Annotated in this window: 24 protein-coding genes; 7 read left to right on the top strand and 17 right to left on the bottom strand. The window is 69.6% G+C overall.

Features of this window, described 5'->3' with window-relative positions:
• Positions 1-24: 24 nt before the first annotated feature.
• Positions 25-1,842 carry an ABCB family ABC transporter ATP-binding protein/permease gene (locus EDF69_RS12360; RefSeq protein ID WP_204991375.1) on the bottom strand — a complete coding sequence of 606 codons (1,818 nt, stop codon included), beginning with the start codon at positions 1,840-1,842 and terminating at the stop codon, positions 25-27.
• Between the two features lie 118 nt (positions 1,843-1,960).
• Between EDF69_RS12360 and EDF69_RS12355 the strand changes: the two genes are divergently transcribed.
• Positions 1,961-2,197, top strand: coding sequence for a hypothetical protein (locus EDF69_RS12355; protein ID WP_132881824.1), 237 nt, complete (start codon positions 1,961-1,963; stop codon positions 2,195-2,197).
• Positions 2,198-2,277: 80 nt separating this feature from the next.
• Here EDF69_RS12355 and ctrA read toward each other — a convergent pair whose 3' ends face one another.
• The 3 genes from ctrA to EDF69_RS12340 form a co-directional block, all read right to left on the bottom strand.
• Positions 2,278-2,979, bottom strand: coding sequence for a response regulator transcription factor CtrA (ctrA, locus tag EDF69_RS12350; protein WP_125960420.1), 702 nt, complete (start codon positions 2,977-2,979; stop codon positions 2,278-2,280).
• A gap of 134 nt (positions 2,980-3,113) precedes the next feature.
• Positions 3,114-4,139 carry an AI-2E family transporter gene (locus EDF69_RS12345; RefSeq protein ID WP_132881825.1) on the bottom strand — a complete coding sequence of 342 codons (1,026 nt, stop codon included), beginning with the start codon at positions 4,137-4,139 and terminating at the stop codon, positions 3,114-3,116.
• Complete coding sequence (locus EDF69_RS12340; RefSeq protein ID WP_125960418.1) at positions 4,136-5,044, bottom strand: LysR family transcriptional regulator; 909 nt, start codon at positions 5,042-5,044, stop codon at positions 4,136-4,138. Before EDF69_RS12340 ends, EDF69_RS12345 begins: the two co-directional genes overlap by 4 nt.
• 126 nt (positions 5,045-5,170) lie before the next feature.
• On the opposite strand from EDF69_RS12340, the gene EDF69_RS12335 reads away from it, so the two are divergent.
• Positions 5,171-5,869: a pirin family protein gene (locus EDF69_RS12335; RefSeq protein ID WP_132881826.1), complete on the top strand. Its 699-nt coding sequence runs from the start codon at positions 5,171-5,173 to the stop codon at positions 5,867-5,869.
• A 115-nt stretch (positions 5,870-5,984) separates the two neighbouring features.
• A complete protein-coding gene (gene wrbA / locus EDF69_RS12330; protein WP_132881827.1) occupies positions 5,985-6,587 on the top strand; it encodes an NAD(P)H:quinone oxidoreductase in 603 nt (200 codons plus the stop codon).
• A 34-nt stretch (positions 6,588-6,621) separates the two neighbouring features.
• Here the strand turns inward: wrbA and EDF69_RS12325 are convergent, their stop codons facing one another.
• A complete protein-coding gene (locus EDF69_RS12325; RefSeq protein ID WP_239555457.1) occupies positions 6,622-7,506 on the bottom strand; it encodes a M15 family metallopeptidase in 885 nt (294 codons plus the stop codon).
• Positions 7,507-7,595: 89 nt separating this feature from the next.
• Here EDF69_RS12325 and EDF69_RS12320 point away from each other — a divergent pair, with 89 nt between their 5' ends.
• The 3 genes from EDF69_RS12320 to EDF69_RS12310 are packed head-to-tail and all read left to right on the top strand — an operon-like array spanning position 7,596 to position 9,203.
• Positions 7,596-8,246, top strand: coding sequence for an RluA family pseudouridine synthase (locus tag EDF69_RS12320; RefSeq protein WP_132881828.1), 651 nt, complete (start codon positions 7,596-7,598; stop codon positions 8,244-8,246).
• Positions 8,247-8,258: 12 nt separating this feature from the next.
• Complete coding sequence (gene arfB / locus EDF69_RS12315; RefSeq protein WP_125960413.1) at positions 8,259-8,684, top strand: alternative ribosome rescue aminoacyl-tRNA hydrolase ArfB; 426 nt, start codon at positions 8,259-8,261, stop codon at positions 8,682-8,684.
• A gap of 30 nt (positions 8,685-8,714) precedes the next feature.
• Positions 8,715-9,203 (top strand): GAF domain-containing protein, encoded by a 489-nt coding sequence (locus EDF69_RS12310; RefSeq protein WP_132881829.1) that lies wholly within the window; start codon positions 8,715-8,717, stop codon positions 9,201-9,203.
• Positions 9,204-9,210: 7 nt separating this feature from the next.
• Here the strand turns inward: EDF69_RS12310 and EDF69_RS12305 are convergent, their stop codons facing one another.
• Together EDF69_RS12305 and EDF69_RS12300 are read right to left on the bottom strand one after the other, a co-directional pair.
• A complete protein-coding gene (locus EDF69_RS12305; protein WP_132881830.1) occupies positions 9,211-9,828 on the bottom strand; it encodes an OmpA family protein in 618 nt (205 codons plus the stop codon).
• Positions 9,825-11,651 carry a cation:proton antiporter gene (locus EDF69_RS12300; protein ID WP_125960410.1) on the bottom strand — a complete coding sequence of 609 codons (1,827 nt, stop codon included), beginning with the start codon at positions 11,649-11,651 and terminating at the stop codon, positions 9,825-9,827. The genes EDF69_RS12305 and EDF69_RS12300 overlap by 4 nt, the downstream gene beginning before the upstream one ends.
• Positions 11,652-11,728: 77 nt before the next feature.
• Between EDF69_RS12300 and EDF69_RS12295 the strand changes: the two genes are divergently transcribed.
• On the top strand, positions 11,729-12,766 hold the full coding sequence (locus EDF69_RS12295; RefSeq protein WP_132881831.1) for a glycosyltransferase family 2 protein: 1,038 nt from the start codon (positions 11,729-11,731) through the stop codon (positions 12,764-12,766).
• Here the strand turns inward: EDF69_RS12295 and EDF69_RS12290 are convergent.
• From EDF69_RS12290 to EDF69_RS12245, 10 genes are all read right to left on the bottom strand, one after another.
• Positions 12,763-13,509, bottom strand: a complete 747-nt coding sequence (locus tag EDF69_RS12290; protein WP_132881832.1) for a nucleotidyltransferase family protein — start codon at positions 13,507-13,509, stop codon at positions 12,763-12,765. The genes EDF69_RS12295 and EDF69_RS12290 overlap by 4 nt on opposite strands.
• The gene (locus EDF69_RS12285; RefSeq protein ID WP_132882054.1) at positions 13,506-14,426 is read right to left on the bottom strand and encodes a hypothetical protein; all 921 of its coding nucleotides are present in this window, start codon (positions 14,424-14,426) and stop codon (positions 13,506-13,508) included. Before EDF69_RS12285 ends, EDF69_RS12290 begins: the two co-directional genes overlap by 4 nt.
• Positions 14,426-15,385: a diacylglycerol/lipid kinase family protein gene (locus EDF69_RS12280; RefSeq protein ID WP_165889944.1), complete on the bottom strand. Its 960-nt coding sequence runs from the start codon at positions 15,383-15,385 to the stop codon at positions 14,426-14,428. Before EDF69_RS12280 ends, EDF69_RS12285 begins: the two co-directional genes overlap by 1 nt.
• A gap of 215 nt (positions 15,386-15,600) precedes the next feature.
• Positions 15,601-16,074, bottom strand: a complete 474-nt coding sequence (locus tag EDF69_RS12275) for a DUF2141 domain-containing protein (RefSeq protein ID WP_132881834.1) — start codon at positions 16,072-16,074, stop codon at positions 15,601-15,603.
• Positions 16,075-16,144: 70 nt separating this feature from the next.
• A complete protein-coding gene (locus tag EDF69_RS12270; RefSeq protein WP_132881835.1) occupies positions 16,145-17,488 on the bottom strand; it encodes a lipopolysaccharide biosynthesis protein in 1,344 nt (447 codons plus the stop codon).
• A complete protein-coding gene (locus tag EDF69_RS12265; RefSeq protein ID WP_132881837.1) occupies positions 17,485-18,615 on the bottom strand; it encodes a CDP-alcohol phosphatidyltransferase family protein in 1,131 nt (376 codons plus the stop codon). Before EDF69_RS12265 ends, EDF69_RS12270 begins: the two co-directional genes overlap by 4 nt.
• A gap of 46 nt (positions 18,616-18,661) precedes the next feature.
• Positions 18,662-19,789, bottom strand: a complete 1,128-nt coding sequence (locus EDF69_RS12260) for a hypothetical protein (RefSeq protein WP_132881838.1) — start codon at positions 19,787-19,789, stop codon at positions 18,662-18,664.
• Entirely contained in the window at positions 19,789-20,511 is a 723-nt protein-coding gene (locus EDF69_RS12255; RefSeq protein ID WP_132881839.1) for a phosphocholine cytidylyltransferase family protein, read from the bottom strand. Before EDF69_RS12255 ends, EDF69_RS12260 begins: the two co-directional genes overlap by 1 nt.
• 65 nt (positions 20,512-20,576) lie before the next feature.
• The gene (locus EDF69_RS12250) at positions 20,577-21,338 is read right to left on the bottom strand and encodes a TSUP family transporter (protein WP_132881840.1); all 762 of its coding nucleotides are present in this window, start codon (positions 21,336-21,338) and stop codon (positions 20,577-20,579) included.
• Between the two features lie 142 nt (positions 21,339-21,480).
• Positions 21,481-23,856, bottom strand: coding sequence for a TonB-dependent receptor domain-containing protein (locus EDF69_RS12245; RefSeq protein ID WP_132881841.1), 2,376 nt, complete (start codon positions 23,854-23,856; stop codon positions 21,481-21,483).
• Between the last annotated feature and the right edge of the window lie 105 nt (positions 23,857-23,961).

The following is a 23,961-nucleotide window of genomic DNA, read 5'->3' as shown; positions in this document are numbered from 1 at the left end:
GTTTTCGCTCCCGACGCCCCCGTCTCAGGCGGCGGCGAGCGCCTCCTCGCGCTCGGCTGCCTGGCGTGCCCACATTTCCGCATAGACGCCGTTCTTGCGCAGCAGTTCGCCATGGGTGCCGCTTTCCACCACCTGGCCCGCCTCCAGCACGACGATGCGGTCGGCGTGAACCACGGTCGACAGGCGATGGGCGATGACGATGGTGGTGCGGCCCTGCTCGATCGCCTCCAGCGTGGAGAGGATTTCCGCCTCCGTCCGGCTGTCGAGCGCGCTGGTCGCCTCGTCCAGGATCAGCACGGGCGGGTTCTTGAGCAGGGTGCGGGCGATCGCGACACGCTGCTTCTCGCCGCCCGAAAGCTTCAGCCCGCGTTCGCCGACGCGGGTGTCGTAGCCGTCCGGCAGGCCCTGGATGAACGGCGCGATCGCCGCACCGCGCGCGGCGGCGGCGATCTCGTCCGCCGTTGCCCCGGCGCGGCCATAGGCGATGTTGTAGCCCACCGTGTCGTTGAACAGCACCGTGTCCTGGGGAACGATGCCGATCGCGGCGCGCAGCGAATCCTGCCGCACGCGGGCGATGTCCTGCCCGTCGATGGTGATGCGGCCGCCAGTCGGGTCGTAGAAGCGGAACAGCAGCCGTGCGAGCGTGGACTTGCCCGCACCCGACGGACCCACCACCGCCAGCGTGGTGCCGGCCGGCACGTCGATGTCGATCCCCTTCAGGATCGGCCGCTCCGGATCATAGCCGAAGCGCACGTCCTCGAAGCGGACATGGCCCTGCGACACGGCGAGCGCAGGGGCGTGAGGGGCATCGCGCACCTCGGTCGGCGTGTCGATCAGGTCGAACATCGAACCCATGTCGGTCACCCCCTGGCGGATCGTGCGATAGACCATGCCGAGCAGGTCGAGCGGGCGGAACAGCTGGGTGAGGAGGGTGGAGACCAGCACCACGTCGCCGGGGGAAAAGCGCCCGCTCGCCCAGCCGAACACCACCAGCGCCATGCCGCCGGCCAGCATCACGCCGGTGATCAGCGCCTGGCCGATGTTGAGGAGGGCGAGGCTGTTCTCGCTGCGCACCGCCGCGGCCGCATAGTCGGCGACCGCACGCTCGTAGCGCTCGGCCTCGCGGTCCTCGGCGCCGAAATACTTCACCGTCTCGAAGTTCAGGAGCGAGTCGACGGCGTGCGCGACCGCGCCCGTGTCGAGGTCGTTCATCCGCTCGCGCAGGGCGTTGCGCCAGTCGGTGACCCAGCGGGTGAAGAGGATATAGGCGGCGACCATCACCACCGTGCCCACCACCAGCCACCCGCCGAAGCGGACGCCGAAGATGCCGAGCACCAGCGCCAGTTCCAGCACCGTCGGCGCGATGTTGAACAGCAGGAAGTAGAGCATCGTGTCGATACTCTTGGTGCCGCGCTCCACCACCTTGGTGACGGCGCCGGTGCGGCGTTCGAGGTGGAAGCGCAGCGACAGGCCGTGGAGGTGGCGGAACACCGTACCCGACAGCCGGCGCGCGGCATCCTGGCCCACGCGCTCGAACACCATGTTGCGCAGGTTGTCGAACAGCGTCGCCCCGAAGCGCGCGGCCGCATAGCCGACGATCAGCGCGACCACGAGCCACAGCGCGTCGCGGCTGCCGGCGCTCATCGTGTCGATCGCGTTCTGCAGCGCAAAGGGTGCGCCATAGACCTGCACCAGCTTCGACAGGACCACGAGCAGCAGCGCGCCCACGACGCGCAGCTTCAGCCCCGCCTGACCCTTTGGCCAGAGGTAGGGGAGGAAGCGCCGGAGGGTCGCGATCATCGGCCGCTGGGATGCGGCGGGAGCAGAAGTATCAGGAGGCATCGGATCCCGATTTGGGATGTCCGGGCCCGCTGCGCAACGGACCGGGCAAGTCCCGACCGTGCAGGGCCGAGGGAACCGGATGTAATCTCAATCGCTTGACTCCCCGAAAGGAAGTCGAATGAGCTCGATCTTGTACGTCATCGCGATCATGGGCTGTGCCGATGATTCCAGCCAGTGCCGCAGCGCGCGGGTCGAGCCGGCGACCTATAGCAGCATCCAGTCGTGCCAGGCGGCCATGCCCGACGCGCTGGTCCGCAACACGGACCTGAGCTACCCGACGATCGCCGCCGCCTGCCAGCAGCAGAGCGCACGCCTCGCCAGCAACGAACCACCGCAGCCGAGCCGCGGCGGCTGACCGGCGCTCCGGCGGGCCGAACGAAAAGGGCCGCGGCTTGGTGAAAGCCGCGGCCCTTTCCGTGTCCGGCCCAGCCGGGATCAGGCGACCTGTGCCGTCGGCTGCTCGTTGGGATCGCGCAGCACATAGCCGCGGCCCCACACCGTCTCGATGTAGTTCTCGCCGTCGCAGGCGGTGCTGAGCTTCTTGCGAAGCTTGCAGATGAACACGTCGATGATCTTGAGCTCGGGCTCGTCCATGCCGCCATAGAGATGGTTCAGGAACATCTCCTTGGTCAGCGTCGTGCCCTTGCGGAGCGAGAGCAGCTCCAGCATCGCATATTCCTTGCCGGTCAGGTGGACGCGGTTGCCGTCGACCTCCACCGTCTTGGCATCCAGGTTCACCGCCAGCTTGCCGGTCTTGATGACCGACTGGGAATGGCCCTTGGAGCGGCGCACCACGGCGTGGATGCGGGCGATCAGCTCTTCCCGGTGGAAGGGCTTGGTCACGTAATCGTCCGCGCCGAAGCCGAACGAGCGGACCTTGGTGTCCATCTCGCTGATGCCCGACAGGATCAGGACCGGCGTCTGCACCCGGGCAACACGGACCTTCTTCAGAACCTCGTACCCGTGCATGTCGGGCAGGTTCAGGTCGAGAAGGATGATGTCGTAGTCATAGAGCTTGGCGAGATCGAGCCCCTCCTCGCCGAGATCGGTGGTGTAGACGTTGAACCCCTCGGCCTCGAGCATCAGCTCGATCGCCTTGGCGGTGGTGGGTTCGTCCTCGATCAACAAAACGCGCATCGCAGTCCCCCTGTGCGGCGAGCGAACCGGAGGCGGCGCGCCGTAGGACAATCATTAACCTAAACCGAAGTGAAGGCAAAAGGTTAACGCGATCCTAAATCTCTCTTACGTCGAACGCGTACGTAGGTGAGATATCAAACGTCTTCGCCAAGCGTCTCCCGCAGGTAGAGGCTGCGGATCAGCGTGAAGATCACCACCAGCAGCGCCGCCGAGAAGAAGAGGCCGAACAGGCCGAACACCATCCCGATCGCGATGATCGCGAAGAGGGTGATGGCAGGCGGGATCGCGATCACGCGCGCCTGAACGAAGGGCGTGATGAAGTTGGTCTGCAGCAGGCGCACGACCGCATAGGTGACCAGTGCGCCGATCAGCGGCCCCGTGCCCTGGGTGGCGCCGAGCCCCAGCGCGGGGATCATCGCCGCGGTCGGGCCGACATAGGGGATGAATTCGCTGAGACCCGCCAGCAGCCCGAGCGCGGCCGCGGACGGCACGCCCGAGATCCAGAGGCCGACGCCGATCAGCACTCCCATGCTGGTCATCAGGATGATCTGCGCGCGCAGCCACAGCCGCAGCGTCTCCGCCGTGTCGTCGAGCGCATCCGCGAACGCGTCGCGCTTGGAACGCGGGATCAGCAGCAGCGCGCCGCGGCGGTAGATCCCGGGATCCGCGGCGAAGAACATCGCGCCGGCGAGCAGCAGGATGCAGTTCAGCAGCAGTTCGCCCGAGCCCTGGACGAGCCCGCCGATGTCCTGCGCGATGCGGGAGCCGGCAAAGGCCGCCTCCACCGCCTCGACGATGCGCGCGCCGACGGGCGAGTGCGACATCCAGGCGGCGAGGTCGGAGAGCAGGCCCGGCAGCGCCAGCACCAGCGCGTTCACCTGCGATCCGAATTGATAGCCGAACAGCCACACCAGGAAGCCGACGGAGGCCAGTACCGTCACCATGCCGGCCGGCACCCGCGCACGCTCGGGCACGCGCAGGCGCCGCCCGTAGATGTCCGCCAGCGCGTGGATCACGGTCGCGCCCAGCATCGAGCCGAACGCCAGGATCAACAGGTTGAGCGCGCGATAGAGCGCGACCGCGACCGCCGCGATCAGGATCAGCAGGACGACGCGGCGCAGGAAGCGGGCGTCCTCCGCATCCGGGCGAAGCCGGTTCACTGGCGGCTCGCGCACAGCTGGCGGAAGCGTTCCGCCAGGAACTCGATCAGCACCTCGACGCGGGCCGGCCGCAACGTGCCGGGCGGGGTGAGGAGGTGCAGCGCCATGTTGGTCTCCCGCCAATCCTGAAGCAGCTCGACCAGCGTGCCGTCCGCCAGATCCTGGTCGACGATGAAGTCGGGCAGGCGCGTGATGCCGAGACCCGCGCGGAGCGCAGGGAGCATCGCCTCGCCGCTGTCGGTGCAGAGCGGACCGGCCGGCCGGATCGCCACTTCCTCGTTCCCGCGGCGGAACTGCCAGACGAAGGGCCGGCTGGCGTTGGTATAGGCCAGGCAGGCGTGGTGGGCGAGATCGGCCGGATGTTCGGGTCGGCCATGCTTCTCCAGATAGGCGGGCGCCGCGACCAGATGGAGCGTGACCGGCGCCAGCCGGCGAACCCGCAGGCTGCTGTCCGGTAGTTCCGCCACCCGAAGCGCGACGTCGATCCCCTCCGCGACGATGTCCGTCGGTGCGTCCGACAGCGTCAGGTCGACCTCGATGCCGGGATACAGGGTCAGGAAGTCGGCGAGGGCAGGGGCGACGCGGGTCAGGCCGAAATTCATCGGTGCGGCCAGGCGCACCCGGCCAGTGGGCGTGCTGTTGGAATCGCGCGCGACTTCCTCCGCCTCGCGTGCTTCGGCCAGGATGCGGGCGGCGCGCTCGGAAAGCGCACGGCCGCTCTCGGTCAGGGTCAGGCGGCGCGAGGTGCGGTGGAACAGCGTCGCCCCCAGCCGCGTCTCCAGGCGGCTGATCGCTTTCGACACCGTCGCCTTGGACGTTCCGAGCGCCTGCGCGGCACCGCTGAAGGAACGGTGTTCGACCACGGACGCAAAGATCGCCCAGGCCTCGAAATCGGGTAGCATCATCGGACAGCACCTCCGTGCCTGCAGCTATAGCGCCGCAACGATCAGTTTCCAACGTTTCCGTTTACGTGGTGATGGGAGCGCCTACCTTCTGACCAACGGCTCGATGCCAGCGGAAAGGAATTTCCCATGATCGACAAGCGCAGTTTTGAAGGCCTGGGCCATGCAGACCATGGTTGGCTGAACGCCCGGCACCATTTCTCCTTCGCCAACTACCATGATCCCAAGCGGATGGGATGGGGCGCGATCCGCGTCTGGAACGACGACGAGATCGCACCCAACAGCGGCTTCCCGCCGCACCCGCACCGCGACATGGAGATCATCACCTTCGTGCGCAGCGGCGCGATCACCCATCAGGATTCGATGGGCAACACCGGGCGCACGGCGGCGGGCGACGTGCAGGTGATGAGCGCCGGCACCGGCGTGCGCCATGCCGAGTATAATCTGGAGCCGGAGACGACCCGGATCTTCCAGATCTGGATCGAGCCGCGGCTCAAGGGCGGCGCGCCTTCCTGGGGCGCCAAGCCGTTCCCGCGCGACGATCGCTCGGGTCGGTTCGTGCCCTTGGCGAGCGGCTATGCCGAGGATGCGGAGGCGCTGCGGATCCGTGCCGACGCACGGGTGCTGGGCGCCACGCTGAAGGCGGGCGAGACCCTGACCCACGAGGTGGGCGCGGGCCGCCACGCCTATCTGGTGCCGGCGACCGGCGCGGTGGAGATCGACGGCGTCCGGTTCGACGCTCGCGACGGCGCGGCGATCGATGGCGGTGCGACCGTCTCGATCACGGCGCTGGAGGATGCGGAGATCGTCCTGGTCGACGCCGAATAACGAGTTTCCCGGGCCGCGACGTGCGGCCGGGGAAGGGGGCCTGCCGATCTCTCCCTCCCTGAGGCAGGCCCCCGAATACCAGCCCGACGGGCGGGCAGAAGCAAGGAGACATGCGATGGCAAAGGTTCTGGTGCTCTATTACTCGTCCTACGGCCACATCATGAAGATGGCCGAGGCGGTCGCCGAAGGTGCCCGCGGCGCCGGCGCCGAAGTCGACATCCGCCGCGTTGCCGAGACGGTGCCGGAGGATCTCGCCCGCGCCTCCCACTATGTGATGGACCAGCCCTATCCGGTGCTGGAAGACGTCAACGAGCTCGCCAATTACGACGCGATCATCGTCGGCACCGGCACCCGCTATGGCCGCATGACCAGCCAGATGGCGGCGTTCTGGGACAAAACGGGCGGCGTCTGGGCCCGCGGCGCGCTGATCGGCAAGGTGGGCGGCGCCTTCACCTCGACGGCCAGCCAGCATGGCGGGCAGGAGACGACGCTGTTCTCGATCATCACCAACCTGCTGCACCATGGGCTCACCATCGTCGGCCTCGACTATGGCTTCCAGGGGCAGATGGGCGTGGACGAGGTGCGCGGCGGATCGCCCTATGGCGCGACCACCATCGCGGGCGGCGACGGCAGCCGCCAGCCGCACGCGGAGGAACTCGAGTCGGCGCGCTACCAGGGCCGCCGCATCGCGCTGACGGCCGCCAAGCTCACCGCCTGATCCGGGGTACCCGCCGCTCCCGGAGCGGCGGGCCTCAGCCCTGCGGCGTCGGCGCCGTGGGTTGCACGGGAGCCGGCGCCGCCGGTTGGGTCGCGGCCGGAGCGGCAGGTGCCGCAGGCCGCGGCGCCAGCAGCCGCTTGTCCTCCGGGCGGTTGGGATAGGCCGGAAAGCGCGCGGCGGCCGGCGCGAACACCCGGCGGGCGGTTGCAGCACCCGGCGTGTGCGGCGTGCGACCGACCCAGCGCCAGTGCCACGGCTCCCACTTCACCTGCTGCTTGTTGCCGGCGGGGAAGGACTGCTCGAACCCGAACTCTGCGGCATGGGCGATCAGCCAGCGGCCCGCGGGGGTGGCGGCGAAACACGCCTCCGCATCCGGGCAGCCGCCGCGGTCGCGCGTGCCGAAGTCCACGACATAACCGGTCGCGTGCTCGCTGAAGCCCGGTGGGGCCGAGGCCCAGGCGCGCTCGCGAAAGCTGCTGCTCTCGTCCGCGTTGATGCCGCCGCAGAAGGTCTGGCGCTGCAGGCGGACCGAGCGGTGGCAGGACACCGCGCGCAGCTTGCCCGCGATCGCCGGATCCTGGTTGGCGCGGGCGAGCAGCGCCTGCAGGTCGGCCAGCATCGCCGGATGGATGCGGCAGCTGCCGCCGGGCGCGAACTCCTCCGGCGCCGGGATCAGCGCGGTCTCCATCGTGTCCGGGTATGGGAAGTGGTTGAACAGCCGGCCGTCCGGCCCCGGCTGGACGATGCCGCGGTCGCACAGCGCAATGGGCGCGCGATTGACGGCGACGGCTGGCGGCGGTGCTGCGGGGGCAGGCGTGGGGGCCGGCACCACCGGTGCCTCGACGGGGGCGGGCCTGGGCGCCGAGCAGGCGGCAAGCGCCAGCACCAGCGCAGCGGACATCCGCAGGGAGTTACGCAATCCAACCTCCTGAACCGCACGGGGCGGCGCTGCCGCCTTTCGGCGCCTGCGCTCTGGCATGTCGGCGGCGGCGGTGGCAAGGGACCAGCATGCTGGATGACCTAGTGCTCTTCATCGATGGCGAAGCGATCGTGATCGACAAACCGGCGGGCCTGCCGGTCGACCGTCCGCGGGACCGCAGCCCGAGCATCGAATCGCGGCTGGACGAACTGACCTTCGGCTTCCAGCGGCTGCCGACGCCGGTCCACCGCCTGGACCGCGACACCAGCGGCTGCCTGCTGCTCGCCCGCAATCCCAAGGCGCACGCCCGCTTCCAGCAGGCGTTCGAGGCGGGGCTGGTGCAGAAGCGCTACCTGGCCGTGCTCGACGGGGTGCCGGCGGAAAGCTCCGGCACGATCGACCTGCCGCTCGCCAAGGTGAGCAGTCCCGAGGCGGGCTGGCGCATGGTCGGTGACCCGAAGGGCAAGCCCGCGCGCACCAACTGGAAGCTGCTGCGCGCCGAAGGCGGCCGCGCGCTGGTCGCCTTCTTCCCGGAGACGGGCCGCACCCACCAGATCCGCGTCCACGCCGCAGAGGGGCTGGGCGCGCCGGTGGCGGGCGACCCGGTCTATGGCCGGGCGGGCGGCTCGATGCTGCTCCACGCCGCGCAACTCACCGTGCCCCGCGGCAGCAAGCCTCCGGTGGAGGCGACCGCGCCGCTGCCGCCGAGCTTCGCGGCGGCCGGTTTCGGGGACAACTGAGGCGCCGTCCGGATGGCAGCCATCCCGATCACCCGCTCGATCCACATCGACAGCGACGAACTGGTCGAAAGCTTCACGCGCGCCAGCGGGCCGGGCGGGCAGCACGTCAACACCACCGACAGCGCGGTGCTGCTGCGCTTCGACGTGGCGGCTTCCCCGAACCTGCCCGAAGCGGTGAAGAACCGGCTGGCCGAGCTGGCGGGGTCGCGGATGACGCGCGAAGGCGTGCTGGTCTTGCGGAGCGAGGGGGCGCGTTCCCAGCTTCTCAATCGAGAGGAAGTGCGCGAGCGGCTGGTCGCCCTGATCCGGGAGGCGACCTTCGTGCCGCGCAAGCGCAAGCCCACCAAGCCCAGCCGCGCGGCAAAGGCGCGGCGGGTGGATGAGAAAAAGGGCCGCAGCGCCGTCAAGGCCGGGCGCGGCAAGGTCCGCTTCGACTGAGCGCCGGCCGCAACGAGGAAAAGGAACGCCATGTACGTCTTCGACATCGCCGCCGGCTCCAAGCAGGAGCTATACCGCGAACTCGCCAGCGCGCTCGACGCGCTCACCGCCGACGAGCCGGACGCGATCGCCAACATGGCGAATGCGGCGGCGCTGCTGTGGGAATATCTGCCCGACCTCAACTGGTCCGGCTTCTACCGCAACGTCGCCGACGAGCTGGTGCTCGGGCCGTTCCAGGGCAAGGCCGCCTGCATCCGCATCCCGTTCGGCAAGGGCGTGTGCGGCGCCGCTGCGTCCACCCTTGAGACCCAGCGGGTCGAGGACGTCCACGCCTTCCCCGGGCACATCGCCTGCGATGCTGCCAGCCGCTCGGAACTGGTGGTGCCGATCGTCCACGACGGCCGCCTGCTCGGTGTGCTCGACCTCGACAGCCCCTCGCCAGCGCGCTTCGATGCCGAGGACGCCGCCGGCTGCGAGATGCTGATGCAGCGCCTCGCCCCCCGCATCGCGGGCGCCTGACCCCGCGTCACTCCGCGGGAGTGGGCTCCGGCGTGGGGCTCGGCTGCGGCTCGGGAAGCGCGACCGCGATGTCGACGCGGCGGTTGCGTGCCCGGCCTGCTTCGTCGTCGCTGCCGTCCGGATTGGCGTTGGGCGCTACCGGACGGTTTTCGCCGAGCGCGATCACGGTGATGCGATCCTTGGCCACGCCTTTCGCGATCAGATAATCGCGCACCGCCTCCGCGCGGCGCCGCGAAGAGCGCAGGTTATCCGCGTCCGAACCCTTCGAGTCGCTGTGGCCGCTCAGCCGGATGGGACCGCCGGCCTGGAGCGCGGGTTCGGCCAGGAGCGTGTCGAGCGCCGCCTTGGCTGCGTCGTCCAGGGCGACCCCCTTGGGGAACTGGACGGTCCGCTCGATCGGCTCGAGCGGCGGCGGCGTGGGTTCGGCGTCCGGTTCGGTTTCCGGGCGGATGATCGACTTGCCCTCGGGCGTCGGCTCCGGCGCCGGGGCGATGTTGGCGATCTCCAGCTCCGCGCTATTCTCGGGCGGGGCGGGGTCGGCGCGGTTGTCCGGGGATGGGCCGCATCCCGCCAGGAGCGCAACCAGCCCGCCGGCCGCCACCGTGTGGCACAAGGTCCGTTTCATCGTTCCTCCCCAATCAGGTTCTCGTTTCGGGTCTCCGGCTCGCGCACGCGGGGCGGGGCGTAGGAGACGATCACGTCGCCGGGCTGCGGCGTCGGGCGGGTGGCATGCGTGAAGAAGCGCAGCGTCCCGTTCTTGCGCAACAGCAGCAGCATGTCGGCCTCGTCCGGCAGCACCGCCTTGGCGTCGGCAAAGTCGAACTGCTCGCTGATGCGGGTCTTGCGGAAGGACCAGCCGGCACGCTCGCGCTCGGTGATTTCCTCGACGCCGAGGCCGGAGGTGAACAGCGCCCGGCCGCGCAGCGCCTCCGGCAGCGCGCGCGGATCGCCGCTCGCGTCGCCCAGCTGGTACACCGCGTCGCGCCCGATCTGCGGCGCGAACTCGCTGCACACCAGCGCATTATAGGCTTCGTTCTCGGAGGTTGCGGCCAGCACCTGGAACTGGCTGAGGTCCAGCTGCTCCTCGGTCGCCTCGGCCAGGATCTCGCCGTGATAGGTCGGGATGCCGCGCTGGCGGGCGGGGGAGAGCCGCTGCCAGCTGCTGTCGCTCACCAGCACCGGCACATCGAGCGAGCGCAGATGCTCAGCAAGCGCCAGGCTCCAGTCGGTGCTCCCCACGATCAGCAGGCCGCGCTCGCTCGCGCCGGTGACCTTCAGCCAGCGGGCGACCGTGCGGATGCTGAAGCCATGGGCGATGATCGTGGTGACCACGACCGCAAAGGACAGGGTCACCAGAATGTCGCCGTCGCTGTAGCCGAGCCGGTCGAGCCGGAGCGCGAACAGCCCCGACACCGCGACCGCGACGACGCCGCGCGGCGCGATCCAGGCGATCAGCAGCCGCTCGTTCCACGGCACCCGGCTGAACGCGAGGCTCAGCAGCACGGTCGCCGGCCGCACCAGCAGCAGCAGCGCGACCAGGAAGCCGGCGAAGCGCCATTCGAAGCGGCGCAGCACCTCCAGGTCGAGTTGGGCGGAGAGCAGCACGAACACGCCGGAGATCAGGAGGACGGTGATGTTCTCCTTGAACGGGTGGACGTCGCGCAGCGAGTCGAGCTTCATGTTCGCAAGCGCGATGCCCATCACCGTCACCGCGAGCAGCCCGGTTTCCTGCTGGATCAGGTTCGACAGCACGAAGGTGCCGATCACTGCGACCAGCAGGACGGGGGCCTTCAGATACTCCGGCACATGCCCGCGCGGGAACGCCCAGGCGATCGCGCGCGCCACCGCATAGCCGATCAGGCCCGCGAGCACGGCGGCCGCAAGCAGCGACACGATGACGCCGCCCAGCGACGCGCCCGCCTCCGATCGACGGAGATATTCATAGGTGATGACCGCACAGAGCGCGCCGAAGGGATCGTTGACGATCGCCTCCCACTTCAGGATCGCGCGGGGCCGCGGCGCGACGTTGCTCTGGCGCAGCAGCGGCAGGACCACGGTGGGGCCGGTCACCACCATGATGCCGGCGAACAGGATCGCGACCGGCCATACCAGCCCGGCGACATAATAGCAGGCGAGTGCACCCAGCGCCCAGCCGACCGGGATGCCGATCAGCGCCAGGCGGGTGACGGCGCCCTCGGTCTTGCGCAGCTCGCGGAAGTTGAGGCTGAGGCCGCCCTCGAACAGGATCACGGCGACCGCGATCGAGATGGCGGGTTCGAGCAGCGGGCCGAAGGCGGCATGCGGGTCGATCAATCCGGTGACGGGACCCGCGAAGATCCCCGCCACCAGCATCAGCGCGATGGCGGGCCAGCCCGTTCGCCAGGCGACCCATTGCGCGCCGATGCCGAGCACGCCGATCAGCGCGAAGAGGAGAGCCTGTTGTTCCATGCGACCCGCGATACCCACCTGGGCCGGGTGTCGCAAATTCGCGTGGCTTTGGCGGGGGAGGCGGCTATCCCCGCGGCATGGCAACTCCGACCGTCTCCGTCCTCATCCCGGTCCACAACCGGGCGCATCTGGTGGGGGATGCGATCCGCAGCATCCTGGGCCAGCGGTTCGGCGACTTCGAGCTGGTGGTGGTGGACGACGGCTCCACCGATGACTCGGTCGCGGTTGTCGAGGGCTTCGGCGATCCGCGCATCCGGGTGGTGCGGCACGCCCGGAACCTCGGCATCCCGGACGCGCGCAACACCGGCCTGGACGCCGCGCGGGGCCGGCTGATCGCCTGGCTCGACAGCGACGACATCGCCCGGCCGGAGCGGCTGGGTGCACAGGTCGATTTCCTTGCCCGCAACCCGGACGTCGCCCTCGTCGGCGGCTGCGCGGGCAAGATCGACAAGGACGGCCGGCGCAAGCGCGGCGTGCGCGTCCCGCCGCTCGAATCCGGCGACATCGCGGCATGGCTGCTGTTCCGGTCGGCCTTTCAGCAATCCTCGGTGATGGGCCGGGCCGAGGTGCTCAAGGCAAATCCCTATCAGCCGAGCTTCGACGTGTGCGAGGACCTGGAGCTCTTCGTCCGCCTCTCGCGGACCTATAGGCTCGCGAACCTGCCGCAGGTGCTGGTCGACCGGCGGGTGCATCCTGGCCAGACCGTGTGCCAGCGGCAGGACCGCATCCGCGAGTGCAAGGGCGGGCTCTACGCCGGGCCGCTTACGGAGCTCGGCATGCGGTTCGACGCCGAGGATCTTCGCCGCCACACGATGCTGGGCAAGACGAAGCTGAAGGGCGTCGAGGCGCCGCCGGACTTTCTGCGGTGGGCCGCCGACTGGCTCCAGACCCTGCGCGCGTGCAATGCGGAGAGCCGCTACGTCCCGCCCGAGGGGATGGCGCTGGCGACGGGCTGGTTCTGGCTGCTCGCCTGCCGCGTCGCGATGCCGACCCTGGGCCGGGCCGCGGCGGTGCGGACCTACCTGCGCTCGCCGCTGGCGCGGGGACTGATCCGCGGTCCGGCGCGGGGGTGGCTGACCGCCAGTGCGCCGGTGCTGCTGGGCCTCCGGCGCTAGCCGACCAGGCGGCGGACGAGGTCGAGGTCGGCAGGCTTGTCGACATCCACCGCCGCCAGGCCGAACGGGCTTGCGATCGCGCGCGCCGAGATGCCTGCGGCGGCTCCGAGCCGCATGAGTGCCTGATCGAGCGTGAGCCGCCCGACCAGATAGCGCAGCAGCGTTCCGGTGCCGAGCCGACGCACGATCCGCCACGGCCGCTTGCGGTCCGCCTCCACCTGCGACCACAGGTCGAGCGCCGCGTTCGCCTTGGGCGTCGCCAGGTAAAAGAGGTTGCACCCCGACCAGCTGCCATCGGCGAAGCGCAGATAGGTGCGCTGCGTTTCCGGCACTGCTGCCTCGATCACGTCGCGGCGGGCGAGCAGCGCGGTAACGTCCGCGCCCGCCGGCGTCGCCGCCAGGAACGCGGTGATCCACTCCGGTTCGAGCAGCGCATGGTCGGCGGTGGTGACCAGCAGCGGCGTGCCCAGGGTTGCGAGCCCGCTGCGGGTGCTCCGGCTGGGGCCGGCCTCGGCGGTCAGCACCTCGACACCGAGCGTTTCTGCATGGGCGGCGACTGCCGGATCCGAGACGGAGACGCCGATGCGGGTGGCGCCGGCTGCGCGGAGCGACCGGACGACCCGGGCGAGCATCGTCACGCCGCCGACCTCGATCAGCGCCTTGGCAGGCACCCCAGCATAGTCCGCGACCGGATCGGCACCGCCGCGCGAGCCGGCGAGCACCAGGGCGTGGAACGCGCTCATGCCCGCGTCCGCGCGCGCCAGACCTTCCACAGCACGCCGGGTGCGGCGAGCAGCGGATGGCGTTCGGCCCAGGGCGTCAGCTTGACGGGAACGCCGGTATGCCGCTCGACCTTCCACGCGCCGTAGCGCGCGGCGCCATCGAGCAGGAAGGCGGCCTTCACCAGCCGCAGCGCGTTGAGCGGCTTGCCCAGCCGCCGCCGCGACCGCCAGCGGCGCAGCAACTGCGCCCGTGTCTCGGCGTCCAGGATCGGCGACACCCCGTCCGGCGTGCGGCGCACCTCGATCCCGGCTGCTTCCCAGGCGAGGAGGAGCAGCTCGGCATAGCGTTGCGGGTCATAGGCGAGGATCTGGTCCTCGCGCCCCGGCTGCTCGACCCGCAATTCCGCGCGATAGGTCTCCCGGAACAGCGCCTTCCAATAGGCGGCCGGCGCGCCATGGGCAGGACCGAGCACGGCGGCGAAGCGGGCGGCAGTGATCGCAGCCGCCGCGATCGCGTCCACGACCGCCTCCGCCTCCGCCTGCGCGGCGCCGGCGATCCACAGCAGGGCGCTCGGCTGCACGAAGCGGGTCCAGATGGTCGTGTCGGCCAGCTCCCCGCTCGCGGCCTCCGCAAAGACGGCGAGCGGCATGGTCGCGACCTTGGCCTGCAGCATGCGGCCGCCGACGCGAACCTCCTCGAAGCTGATGTCGGGCCAGATCCGCTGCGACACCATGCCGCGGACGCCGGGCGCCGGCGGCCCTTCGGTCAGGACATAGAAGTCGAGCAGCCCGTCGAGGTCGCCGGTCCGCAGCACCGAGCCGTAGAAGAGCACCGCCGACCCGCCGAGCCGGCCGGCGACGACCGCGGCTGCCTCGACGATCTCCGGCCGGACCTCGGCCGCCAGCATGTCGGCAATGGCACGACGCAGCGGGCGCATCACGGCGTCACGAACTGGAGTGGTCGGCCCTGGCGCACGGTGATGGTGCCGCCGTCGTAGAGTTCGCCATCGAGGATGAAGCCGCCCTCCAGCGTGACCGTGAAGGAATGGACGTCATGGCGGCGGTAGCCGGCTTGCTCCAGCCACGCGGCTTCGGAGCCGCGCAGCAGGGCCGGCACCGCGCGCGAGAGGCGAGTGGGGGGCGCATCGACCGCCAGCATCTTCAACCCGGCGCGCTCGTGACCGAAAGGCTTGAGCCGCAGCGGCAGCCGCTCCAGCGTCGAGCTGAACAGGATGTAGAAGGTCTTGTCGACCGGTGTGCCCCCGTCCAGCTGCAGCCGCATCGGCTCGCCCGCGCGCCATTCGTTGGCGTGCCCGCCGAACATCGTCTGGGCGACGCCCCAGAACAGCGAGATGCCGACCGCAAAGCTGTTGAAGGCACCCGCCTTGTGCGTGCGCTGCGCCAGTTCGGTCGCGCGCACGAACGCACCGGCCCCGAACAGGAAGCCGCACAGCTCCGGCTTGCTCGCATCGCCGCGCAGGATCTCCACGGACGCACGGGCCCGGGCTCCGCCATGGACGCCTGCCTCCAGCGCGTCCTGCACCGTCCAGTCGTTCGGGATGCCGAGGTCGAGCGCGAGCGCGTTGGTCTTGCCCGAGGGGACGACGGCCAGCCGGGGCAGGGCGTCGCCGAAAATCTCCTGCGCGCAGGTCAGCACGTCCCGCACGGTGCCGTCGCCGCCGTCGACTACCAGCAGCTCGATGCCGGCGTCCCGGAATTCGCGCAGCGCCTGAGCCAGCGCCGGGTGGGTCCGGGGGCCGCGGTACAGGAGGTTGGGCGTATCGGCCGGCACCACCGCCGCCTCGGCACCGCGGGTGCGGTTGCGATGGCTTCGGCTGTTGCTGATGATCCCGGTGCGCGGATGGCCGGCGCGGCGTGCGCCACGGTCCGGGACCATCGTTCCAGGGGGAGTAGGGGACGCCATCTGCTCTGCCGGTTCCGAGGTAATCTTCTTCAAACGCGCCCCCGGGGTACGATGCTTGAACGGGAGGCGGGCCCATGCACCGCACGATTGGCCCGTCCGCGCCCATATCGTGGCAGTTTTGTGGCGACCGCCGCCTTCGGCAACCCCTATCGCACGCTTTCGCCGGGGAAGCGCCCGGCTTTTACGACTTATCGGCCATAGCGCGTGCGAATGGCGATGCTGCCGCCGCTGGCGGGCAGCGGAAAGCGCGTCGCCTTGAACGCGGGCAGGCTGAAGGTGGTCGGCGCATCGTTGGAGAAGCCGTATCCTTCCTTGGGCGCAAGCGTCGTGCGGTTGAACTTATGGTCGCCGTTCTCGTCGTGATAGGTGGCGAGCGCATAATGGCCGGGCGCCAGCCAGAAGCAGGCGCGGGTGGTCGGCGCCGTCACCTTGACCCGCGCACGCGCGAGCTTGGCGCCGCCTTTCAGGAAGCGGCTGCTGTCGTCCGGATAGACGGTGAAGGCGACCTCGCCATCGGCGCTGCGCAAGCTGGTGGCGGCAACCTCCAGCTTCACCTTGCCGTTCCCCGGCGTGCCGACGCAGGCCGGCGCAGCCTGGGCGGGAGCGGAGAGGGCAGTGGCGCCCGCGAGCAGGGCAAGCGCGGCAAGAGCGGTACGCGACATCGAAGACTCTCGTTGCAACAACTGGGCGTTCGCTATGCGCCTGCCCGGATGAACGGGAGATGGTCGGGGGCTACGCCACCGCTCCTTCGGTCCGCAGCCGGTCCCGCCGGATCGCGAGGCCCAGCATCAGCGCAAGCAGCACGGCCGTGACGACCGAGGCGATCAGCACCCCGGCCGCGATGCCGTTCGCGCCCATGCTGGGCGAGAGCAGGAATGCCGCCGCGAACATGGTGCCCGTGGCAGCCAGCCGGACGAAGAAGGCGCTGCCGGCCCGATTTGCCGCCATCAGCACGGGCTCGAAGCCCACCGTGCACAGGTCGATGCAGCCGGCCGCCGTCAGCCACAACAGGCTGGAGTAGGCGTTGGTGAACTCCGATCCGCCGACCAGCGCCAGCACATGCTGGCCCCCCAGCAGCAGAAGCCCGAACACCAGCGCGGCGACCAGCGTCGCGACCGAGACCGAGCGCACCAGGAACTTGCCCACCTTGCGCAGGCCGCCCGCATCGATCGAGCGCACGATCTCCGGGAAGGCGGCGCGGGCGAGGAGCTGCGACAGCTTCGTCATCGCCTGTGCCAGCTGCACCGCCAGCCGGAACTCGCCCGCCGCGGTGGTGCCGGCGACGCCGCCCACCAGCAGCAGCGGGAACTGCTTGCTGGACAGGGTGAAGGTCGCATTGGCGTTGGTGCTGACCGCGAACTGGACGATGCCGGGGTTGTCGGTCACCACCGCGCGCAGGCCGGGGCCGTGGCGGCGCATCAGCCGCAGGTTGCCGGTCCGCGCGACCATGAGCCAATAGGCAGTGGCCGTCAGCAGCTCGGCCGCCATCCACGCCACCAGGAAGCCCTGGAGCGTCGGGTGGATCAGCGCGACCAGCCCCGCGCCGACCAGGCGCACCACCGGCGTCGCGCTGTCCGCCAGTGCGGCGAGCGAGAAATTGTCGTTGAGCCGCAGGATGCCGAGCGGCGTCGAGCGCAGCGACAGCAGCTGGATGATCGTGAAGATGAAGGTCGCCCGCCACAGCGTCGGGCCGATGCCCAGCATCTCGCCCCACAGGCTCAGGATCGTGGCGGCGACGCCCACGCCCACCACCGCGCTCGTCGCGTCGAGGGCGGTGCAGGCCCGGAACAGCCGCCCCAGCCGATCGAGGTCGCCCGCCGAACGGTGGGCGGTGCCGTAGCGGACGATGATCTGCCAGGTCTGAAAGCCGACCAGCGCGACCAGCACTTGCGAGGCGCCGACGATGATGGAGAAGCGCCCGAAGTCGGTCACGCCCAGCGTGCGCGTGACGATCGCCAGGTAGAAGAGCGACAGCACGGCGGTGACGCCGCGCCCGGCGAGCAGCCATCCCAGATTGTGCGCGACGCTGCCGAGCCCCTTGCGCGGGGTGCCGGTGCGCGCGGCGAACGGGTTCACGCGAGCCAGCTGGTGATCCTTTCGCCGTGACGGGCCGCCCACATCGCCTGGAACAGCCGGACGAGGTGCACCACCAGCGAGATCGCGGTCCAGGCCGCGACCCCGATGATGCCCCAGTCGGGACGCTGCACCAGCAGCAGGAAGAACAGGATCACCATGTTCGGGTTCCGCCGCGCGGTGATGAGCCGGAACCAGCTGTCGAACCGCTCCCACACATGGATGTGCATGCCGAAGCGGACGATGAACGCGCCCTCGATCAGCCGCTGCGCGACATAGCCGAACAGCATCGTGCCGATCACCAGCCAGAACATCTGGTCGGTGAGCGGCCGGCCGTAATCGGCACAGCCGGCGGCCCAGGCCCACCACCAGAAGGGCGGGTGGACCAGGTCGACGCCATGGTCCCAGGCGTTGCCGAGCTTGGAGGACGTGATGGTGCAGCGCGCGAGCTTTCCGTCCACGGTGTCGAACACCATGAAGACGAGCCCGGTGGCAAGGCCGGTCCAGAACCATCCGTGCCAGAAGGCGATCGTCGCGATGATGCACAGCACGCTGCCGGCAGCCGTCACCTGGTTGGGGGTGATCCCCAGCCGCGCGGCGATGCGGGTGAGGGCAAAGGCCCATTCCGGCCAGAGATATTTGGTGAGGAGGTCGGTCACCCCCTTGTAGGCGCCGGTGTAGCTCGCCCGCTCGATGCCGGGCACTGCCTCGGGCACCAGCAGTTCGACGAACGGCTGCTCGCGCTTGCGCAGCGCCTCGTTGAAGATGCCTTCCTCGGCCTCGGCCCGGATTTCGTCCATGCCCGCTTCGGGCGAGACGGGCGCCTGCGCCTGCATCGCGGCGAGCACCGCCTCACGCTGCGCGGCGTTCGTCACGTGCGCGAGCGCGGGCACGCCGTTGCGGCTCACCAGCGTTCCCGGCCTGCCGGTCAGGTGCGCGATCCAGACGGGATCGGACGCGAACCGCAGGTTGACCAGGATCGTCGGGCCGGTCGGCTGGTCGGTGAAGGCCAGATCGCGCGAGGCGGCGATCCGCCGCACACGCTCTTCGTTGGTCATTCCCCACAGCGGCGTCGGGTTGCTGCCGACGGGCGTGACTGCCGGCCGGGGCTGGGCATCCTTGGGTGTCATATTCGGGCCGATACCCGATCGTGCGCCGATTGCGAGAGGAAAGCCGTCATCCCGAGTGGCGCTCCGCCAATACGCGGAGGATTTCGGATGCGGCACGTGTCGGTGCGGCGCCGCTCGTGTCACCCAGCGAATCGCTTGCGAGCGCTGCCTGCGCATCCGCAAAGCGCGGGTGCTCGGTCCCGGCGCGCGACAGGGCGGGCAGGACGCCGTCGAGGCTGTCCACCACTTCGCCGGCGACCCACATCGCGTAGGAGGGATCGTCCTGCCAGTGTGCGCCGCCCGCGTTCAGGAACACGCACGGACGCGGCCGCACCAGAAATTCCAGCACCTGGCTGGACGTGTCGCCCAGGTAGACGTCGGCGGCGGCGGTGTAGCTGCCGTCCACCGCGGCGAAGCTCTGGTAGTCGCAATGCGTGTCGCCGCGTCCCTTCAGTTCCTCGCACAACGCGCGAACCTCGGGTGCGCGTTCGACGAGCCGCTGGTGGGGCGCGAAGATCAGGTTCCACTTGCCCTCGGCCAGCACCCGCCGGACGACCTGCTCGCCCCAGCGCCACCAGGAGGAGCGGTGCTGCTGCCAGTGCGGATTGTAGAGCAGGACCGGGCGGTCCTCTGCGAAGTCCGGCGTGGCATAGCTGCGCTGGCGGAATCCCGCCTTCACATAGCCGGAGGCGACGATCCGCTCCGGCGGCATGCCTCGCACCAGATAGGTCTGGCGCTCGCGCTCGCTCGGCACCAGCGTTCGCCAGGCCGCGCGGCGGCGGCGATCGTCGCGCGCGCTCATCGAGCCTACCCCGTGCGAGGTCTTCACGAAGCGCGTCGGCAGGATCGGGAGCACCCGCGGGAGCCACAGGCTCGTCTGCTCGGCGCAGACGGCGACGGGCACCCGGGCCAGCCGGGGTGCGAGCCGCGCGAGCATCGGCAGCTTGGGCGGGAGCGGCGGGTTGGTACCCGCGTCGACCGCAACCGTGCGAAAGCCGGGCGCGCGGCGGATGCGGATCGGCGCGTGCGGCCGCTCGGCCAGCCAGCCGCCGATCAGCGCCTCGTGCATCGACGTGCTGACCCACAGGTCCTGCGGCAGCTCCGGCGCGAGGTCCGAGAGCGCTTCCACGATCGGGAAGAGGTGCGGGATCAGCAGTGTTTCGCCCAGGAACAGGAAGGCGACCCGGTCGCGCATCAGGCAGGCGTCCCCTGCGCCGTGCCCCAGGTGTCGATGTCCTCGGGCCGGTCGATCTCCTGCCACTTGCCGGCGTGATGCTCGATGGCGGTGACGCCGACGGTCGCCGCCAGTTCGGCGACGATCGCGTGATGATAGGCGGCATGGCCGCTGTCGCGCTCGATCACCGTTTCCAGCGCGCGGGCATAGGCGCCGTCATCCCCGGTGCTGGTGATGACGCCCAGCGACCGGTGGGTGGTGCGCGCGCTGTCCAGGTCCTTGGCAACCGCAGTCACGCGGCCGTTCGCCACGGCGACCCGCATGTCGTCCAGCACGGGGCCCCGGATCGGCTCCACGACCAGGCCGATGCCGGGCGGCGGCTGGCGCAGGGCTTCGCTCAGCACCGCCTGCTCGAACACCGTGTCGCCGTTCAGGAGGCAGAAGGGCTCGAGCAGGTGCGCGCGGGCGACCCAGACGCTGCCGATGCTGTTGCTCACCGACCAGAACGGATTGAACACGGTCGAGACGCGCAGCGGCAGGGCGCGTTCGGCGACGAACTGGCGCACCTGCCGGTGGCGATATCCGACGACGACCGCGGCTTCCTCGATCCCCGCTTCGGCCAGCGCGGTCAGCTGTTGCAGCAGGATCTCGCGCCCCTGCACCTTCACCAGGCACTTGGGGATTTCCATGGTGAGGGGCAGCAGCCGGGAGCCATAGCCCGCGCTCAGGATGACCGCTTTCATGGTCCCGCCTTAGCCGCTGGGCCTGCGCTTGTCAGCTTCGCCGGCGCCAGGGGCGCTCCGCCGCCTCAGCCGAGCGCGCGGATGAAGCCATAGGTGCTGGTGATCGTCAGCACCGTGCCGACCAGGATCAGCATCGTCTTGGTCGGGATGCGCTTGGCCATCACCGCGCCGAACGGCGCCGCGACGATGCCGCCGATCAGCAGCCCGAGCGTCGCCGTGGCGAAGTCGCGGATGCCCAGATGGTAGATGAAGGTCGCCGAGACGGTGAGCGTCAGGAAGAACTCGACGCTGTTGACGGTGCCCACCACCTTGCGCGGCTCAACGCCCTGGACGAGCAGGTTGGAGGTGACGATCGGGCCCCAGCCGCCGCCGCCCGCCGCATCCAGGAACCCGCCGACGAGGCCCAGCGGCTCGACGACCTTGGGCTTGGCGTGCTTGGGCGGGAACAGGATGCCGCGGATCAGCAGGTAGATGCCGACCGCCACCAGATAGCCGAGCACGAACGGCTTCACCGCATCGCCATCCAGGTTGGTCAGCAGAAAGGCGCCGCTCACGCCACCGACGACGCCGGGGATCAGCAGCCGCAGGAACAGCTTCTTGTCCACATTGCCCGACAGGACGTGGCTGATGCCGGAAACCGCGGTGGTGAAGGTCTCGACCACGTGAACGTTGGCGGACGCGCGCGCCGGCGGCAGCCCGATCACCGCCACCAGCAGCGTGTTGCAGATGACGCCGAATGCCATGCCGAGCGCCCCGTCGACGATCTGGGCCCCGAATCCCACGGCAATGAACGGCAGCAACGCTTCTACGCTGAACGAAGGATCCACGGCATCTTCCCTGTTGTTGCGGTTCGACCATGCCGTGGCGGAGTTCGCTCAACAACATAGATATGGTTTAAACTGGTCCGGGCGGTCGGACGCCGGCGCGGCGGGGGGAGCGCGTCCACCGCGCCGGCATCGCCCCTTTTTTCTAGAAGCGATAGCGTGCCGTCACCTGGGCGGTGCGCGGGTCCCCCGGCACGCCGGAGAACATGCCCGAATTGCCCGACTGCGGCGTGAGCAGGGTCATATAGTCCTTGTCGAACAGGTTGCGGACCAGCCCGAACACTTCCCAGCCGGCGTCCGCGGCGAAGCCGACGCGCAGGTTGATGGTCGTGTAGCCGTCGATGCGGAGGTACTTCGAATCCGACGCATCCGCGAAATAGCCCGTGCGCGACTGGCCCTCGATGCCGACATAGGCGTCGCCGTTCAGGCCGGTCGGGCGGCGATATTCCGCGCCATAGGAAAAGGCCCAGCGCGAGGTGCCCGGCAGATCCTTCCCCGAAAGGTCGCACACCGTCGTCCCCGATGCGATCAGCTCGAGCGGGCACGGGGCATTGTCGAAGGACACATAGTCGGCGTCGGTGAAGGCGGTGCGCAGATAGGCCGAGAGGCCGGAGACCGGCGCCAGCACCAGGTCCAGCTCCGCGCCCTGCGACCGCACCGAATCGATGTTCGCGAGATAGCCGCGCAGCGCACCGGGGCCGGTATCGACGACGTTCGCCTGGAAATCGTCCACGTCGGTGCGGAACAGGGCGAAATTGGCCGTGAGCTTGCGCCCGAACCACTGGCTCTTGATGCCCACTTCGTAGGACTGCGACTTTTCCGGGCTGACGATCGCGCGATCGAGCGCGGGGTTGTTGGTGGCGTTGAACGGCAGGCCCGCCAGGTTGATGCCGCCCGACTTGAAGCCGCGGGCATAGCTTGCATAGGCGAGCAGGTTCGGCCGCGCCTGCCACGACAGGTTGATGTCGCCGGTCAGCGCGTCGTCGCTGAACTTCACGTCATAGGCCTGCGGACGGAAGATCGAGAGCTTTGCCGCCTGGAGCGCCGGGTCGTTGGTCTGGAGGCCGCCGGACACGACCGCTTCGTAGTCCGCGGTCTTGTGCTCATAGGTGTAGCGAAGCCCCGGCGTCAGCCGCAGCGTATCGGTGATGTGCCACGTGACCTGCGCGAAGGCCGCATAGCTCTGGATGGTCGACAGCGCCGACGAGGTGGTGATGTAGCCGTCGAGCAGGTTGGACGGGATCGCGGTGCCGTTCGCCGTCTGCGTCCCCAGCAGCCAGAAGGCGGCGTCCGAACCCCATTCGGTGACGTTCTGCCCGCGCAGCTCCTGGTAATAGGCATAGAGGCCGAGCGTGTAGTCGAGCCGGTTCTGGCCGTTGGACGCGAGCCGGATCTCCTGGCTCAGCTGATCCTGCTGCACCGGGTTCGCCGACTGCGGGAGGATGTCGAGCGCGGTATAGTCGCGGTCGTTCGCCGGCTGCCAGTCCCACCAGCGATAGGCGCTGACCGAGGTGAGGGTGCTGCTGCCCAGGTCCACATCCGCGATCGCCGAGATGCCGCCGATCTCGGACCGCGCCTTCAGCTTGCCATCCGCGTCGGCAAGCCGGTCATAGGGGTCGAGGCTCGGCGGACGGTAGCCGAGCGCGGCGGAAAGCGCCGGGAACTGGCGGTTGGCAGGCCGCAGCGTCTCGCCAAAGCCGGCATAGACCTGGGTGCAGCAATCGGCATCGGAGAGGTTGTAGTCGGCGATCAGGCGTACCCGCACGTCGTCGTTCGGCTGCCACAGCAGCTGCCCACGGACGGCGAAGTTGTCGAGGTCGTTGACGTTGCGGCCGGTGAGCGTGCTCCGCACGAACCCGTCGCGCGTGGTCTTGCCCGCCGCCACGCGGAACGCCAGCGTCTCGCTGATCGGCCCGGTCACCGCCGCCTTGATCTGCCCGAACTTCTGCGTGCCGACCGACGCCTCGAACTCGCCCTCGGGCGTGAAGCTCGGCGACTTAGTGGTGATGTTGACGGCGCCTGCGGTGGTGTTCTTGCCGAACAGCGTGCCCTGCGGCCCCCGCAGGATCTCCACCCGCTCGATATCGAGCAGGTCGAACGCGGAGGCGGCCGGGCGGCTGTTGTAGACCTGATCGACATAGAAGCCGACGCCCTGCTCCAGGCCGTCGTTGGCAAGGCCGAACGATACGCCCAGGCCGCGGATGTTGAGCGCGGTGTTGCGCGGGTTGGACGAGGTATATTGCAGCGTCGGCGCCTGCTGCGACACCTGCTGGATGGTGAAGGTGCCGGTGCGGGCGATCTGCTCGGCGCCGAGCACCGACAGCGCGATCGGCACCGACTGCGCCCGCTCGGCGCGACGACGGGCGGTCACCACCACGTCCTCGCCTCCAGCGGGTTCGGCGGCAGGCGCCTCCTGCACCTCGGCTGCCGCAACGGCTTCGGCCGCCGGGATGGGCGGCGCCGTGGTCGCCAGCGGAGCCGTGGTCTGCAACGCCAGTATCACCGCAAGCGAACTCGGCACAATCAACCTCCCTGTTGTCTATCCGCGCCAATCTCCACCGATTTAGTGGAGTATCAACATGGATGCTGCTTTACCAGCGACAAGCAGGGCTATCGGACGGGCGAT

The organism is Sphingomonas sp. JUb134, from assembly GCF_004341505.2.
In the GTDB taxonomy this organism is placed as follows: Bacteria; Pseudomonadota; Alphaproteobacteria; order Sphingomonadales; family Sphingomonadaceae; genus Sphingomonas.
Note: the sequence above shows the minus strand (reverse complement) of the source record. Positions and strands in the feature narration are given on the sequence as shown.

Excerpts from the sequence above, each read along its gene's own strand:
- EDF69_RS12320 (WP_132881828.1), top strand. The coding sequence starts at position 7,596 with ATGCTGGATGACCTAGTGCTCTTCATCGATGGCGAAGCGATCGTGATC.
- EDF69_RS12310 (WP_132881829.1), top strand. The coding sequence starts at position 8,715 with ATGTACGTCTTCGACATCGCCGCCGGCTCCAAGCAGGAGCTATACCGC.
- EDF69_RS12305 (WP_132881830.1), bottom strand. The coding sequence starts at position 9,828 with ATGAAACGGACCTTGTGCCACACGGTGGCGGCCGGCGGGCTGGTTGCG.
- EDF69_RS12290 (WP_132881832.1), bottom strand. The coding sequence starts at position 13,509 with ATGAGCGCGTTCCACGCCCTGGTGCTCGCCGGCTCGCGCGGCGGTGCC.
- EDF69_RS12355 (WP_132881824.1), top strand. The coding sequence starts at position 1,961 with ATGAGCTCGATCTTGTACGTCATCGCGATCATGGGCTGTGCCGATGAT.
- EDF69_RS12275 (WP_132881834.1), bottom strand. The coding sequence starts at position 16,074 with ATGTCGCGTACCGCTCTTGCCGCGCTTGCCCTGCTCGCGGGCGCCACT.
- wrbA (WP_132881827.1), top strand. The coding sequence starts at position 5,985 with ATGGCAAAGGTTCTGGTGCTCTATTACTCGTCCTACGGCCACATCATG.
- EDF69_RS12265 (WP_132881837.1), bottom strand. The coding sequence starts at position 18,615 with ATGACACCCAAGGATGCCCAGCCCCGGCCGGCAGTCACGCCCGTCGGC.
- EDF69_RS12260 (WP_132881838.1), bottom strand. The coding sequence starts at position 19,789 with ATGCGCGACCGGGTCGCCTTCCTGTTCCTGGGCGAAACACTGCTGATC.
- arfB (WP_125960413.1), top strand. The coding sequence starts at position 8,259 with ATGGCAGCCATCCCGATCACCCGCTCGATCCACATCGACAGCGACGAA.
- EDF69_RS12255 (WP_132881839.1), bottom strand. The coding sequence starts at position 20,511 with ATGAAAGCGGTCATCCTGAGCGCGGGCTATGGCTCCCGGCTGCTGCCC.
- EDF69_RS12340 (WP_125960418.1), bottom strand. The coding sequence starts at position 5,044 with ATGATGCTACCCGATTTCGAGGCCTGGGCGATCTTTGCGTCCGTGGTC.
- EDF69_RS12280 (WP_165889944.1), bottom strand. The coding sequence starts at position 15,385 with ATGGTCCCGGACCGTGGCGCACGCCGCGCCGGCCATCCGCGCACCGGG.
- EDF69_RS12360 (WP_204991375.1), bottom strand. The coding sequence starts at position 1,842 with ATGCCTCCTGATACTTCTGCTCCCGCCGCATCCCAGCGGCCGATGATC.
- ctrA (WP_125960420.1), bottom strand. The coding sequence starts at position 2,979 with ATGCGCGTTTTGTTGATCGAGGACGAACCCACCACCGCCAAGGCGATC.
- EDF69_RS12300 (WP_125960410.1), bottom strand. The coding sequence starts at position 11,651 with ATGGAACAACAGGCTCTCCTCTTCGCGCTGATCGGCGTGCTCGGCATC.
- EDF69_RS12285 (WP_132882054.1), bottom strand. The coding sequence starts at position 14,426 with ATGCGCCCGCTGCGTCGTGCCATTGCCGACATGCTGGCGGCCGAGGTC.
- EDF69_RS12295 (WP_132881831.1), top strand. The coding sequence starts at position 11,729 with ATGGCAACTCCGACCGTCTCCGTCCTCATCCCGGTCCACAACCGGGCG.
- EDF69_RS12335 (WP_132881826.1), top strand. The coding sequence starts at position 5,171 with ATGATCGACAAGCGCAGTTTTGAAGGCCTGGGCCATGCAGACCATGGT.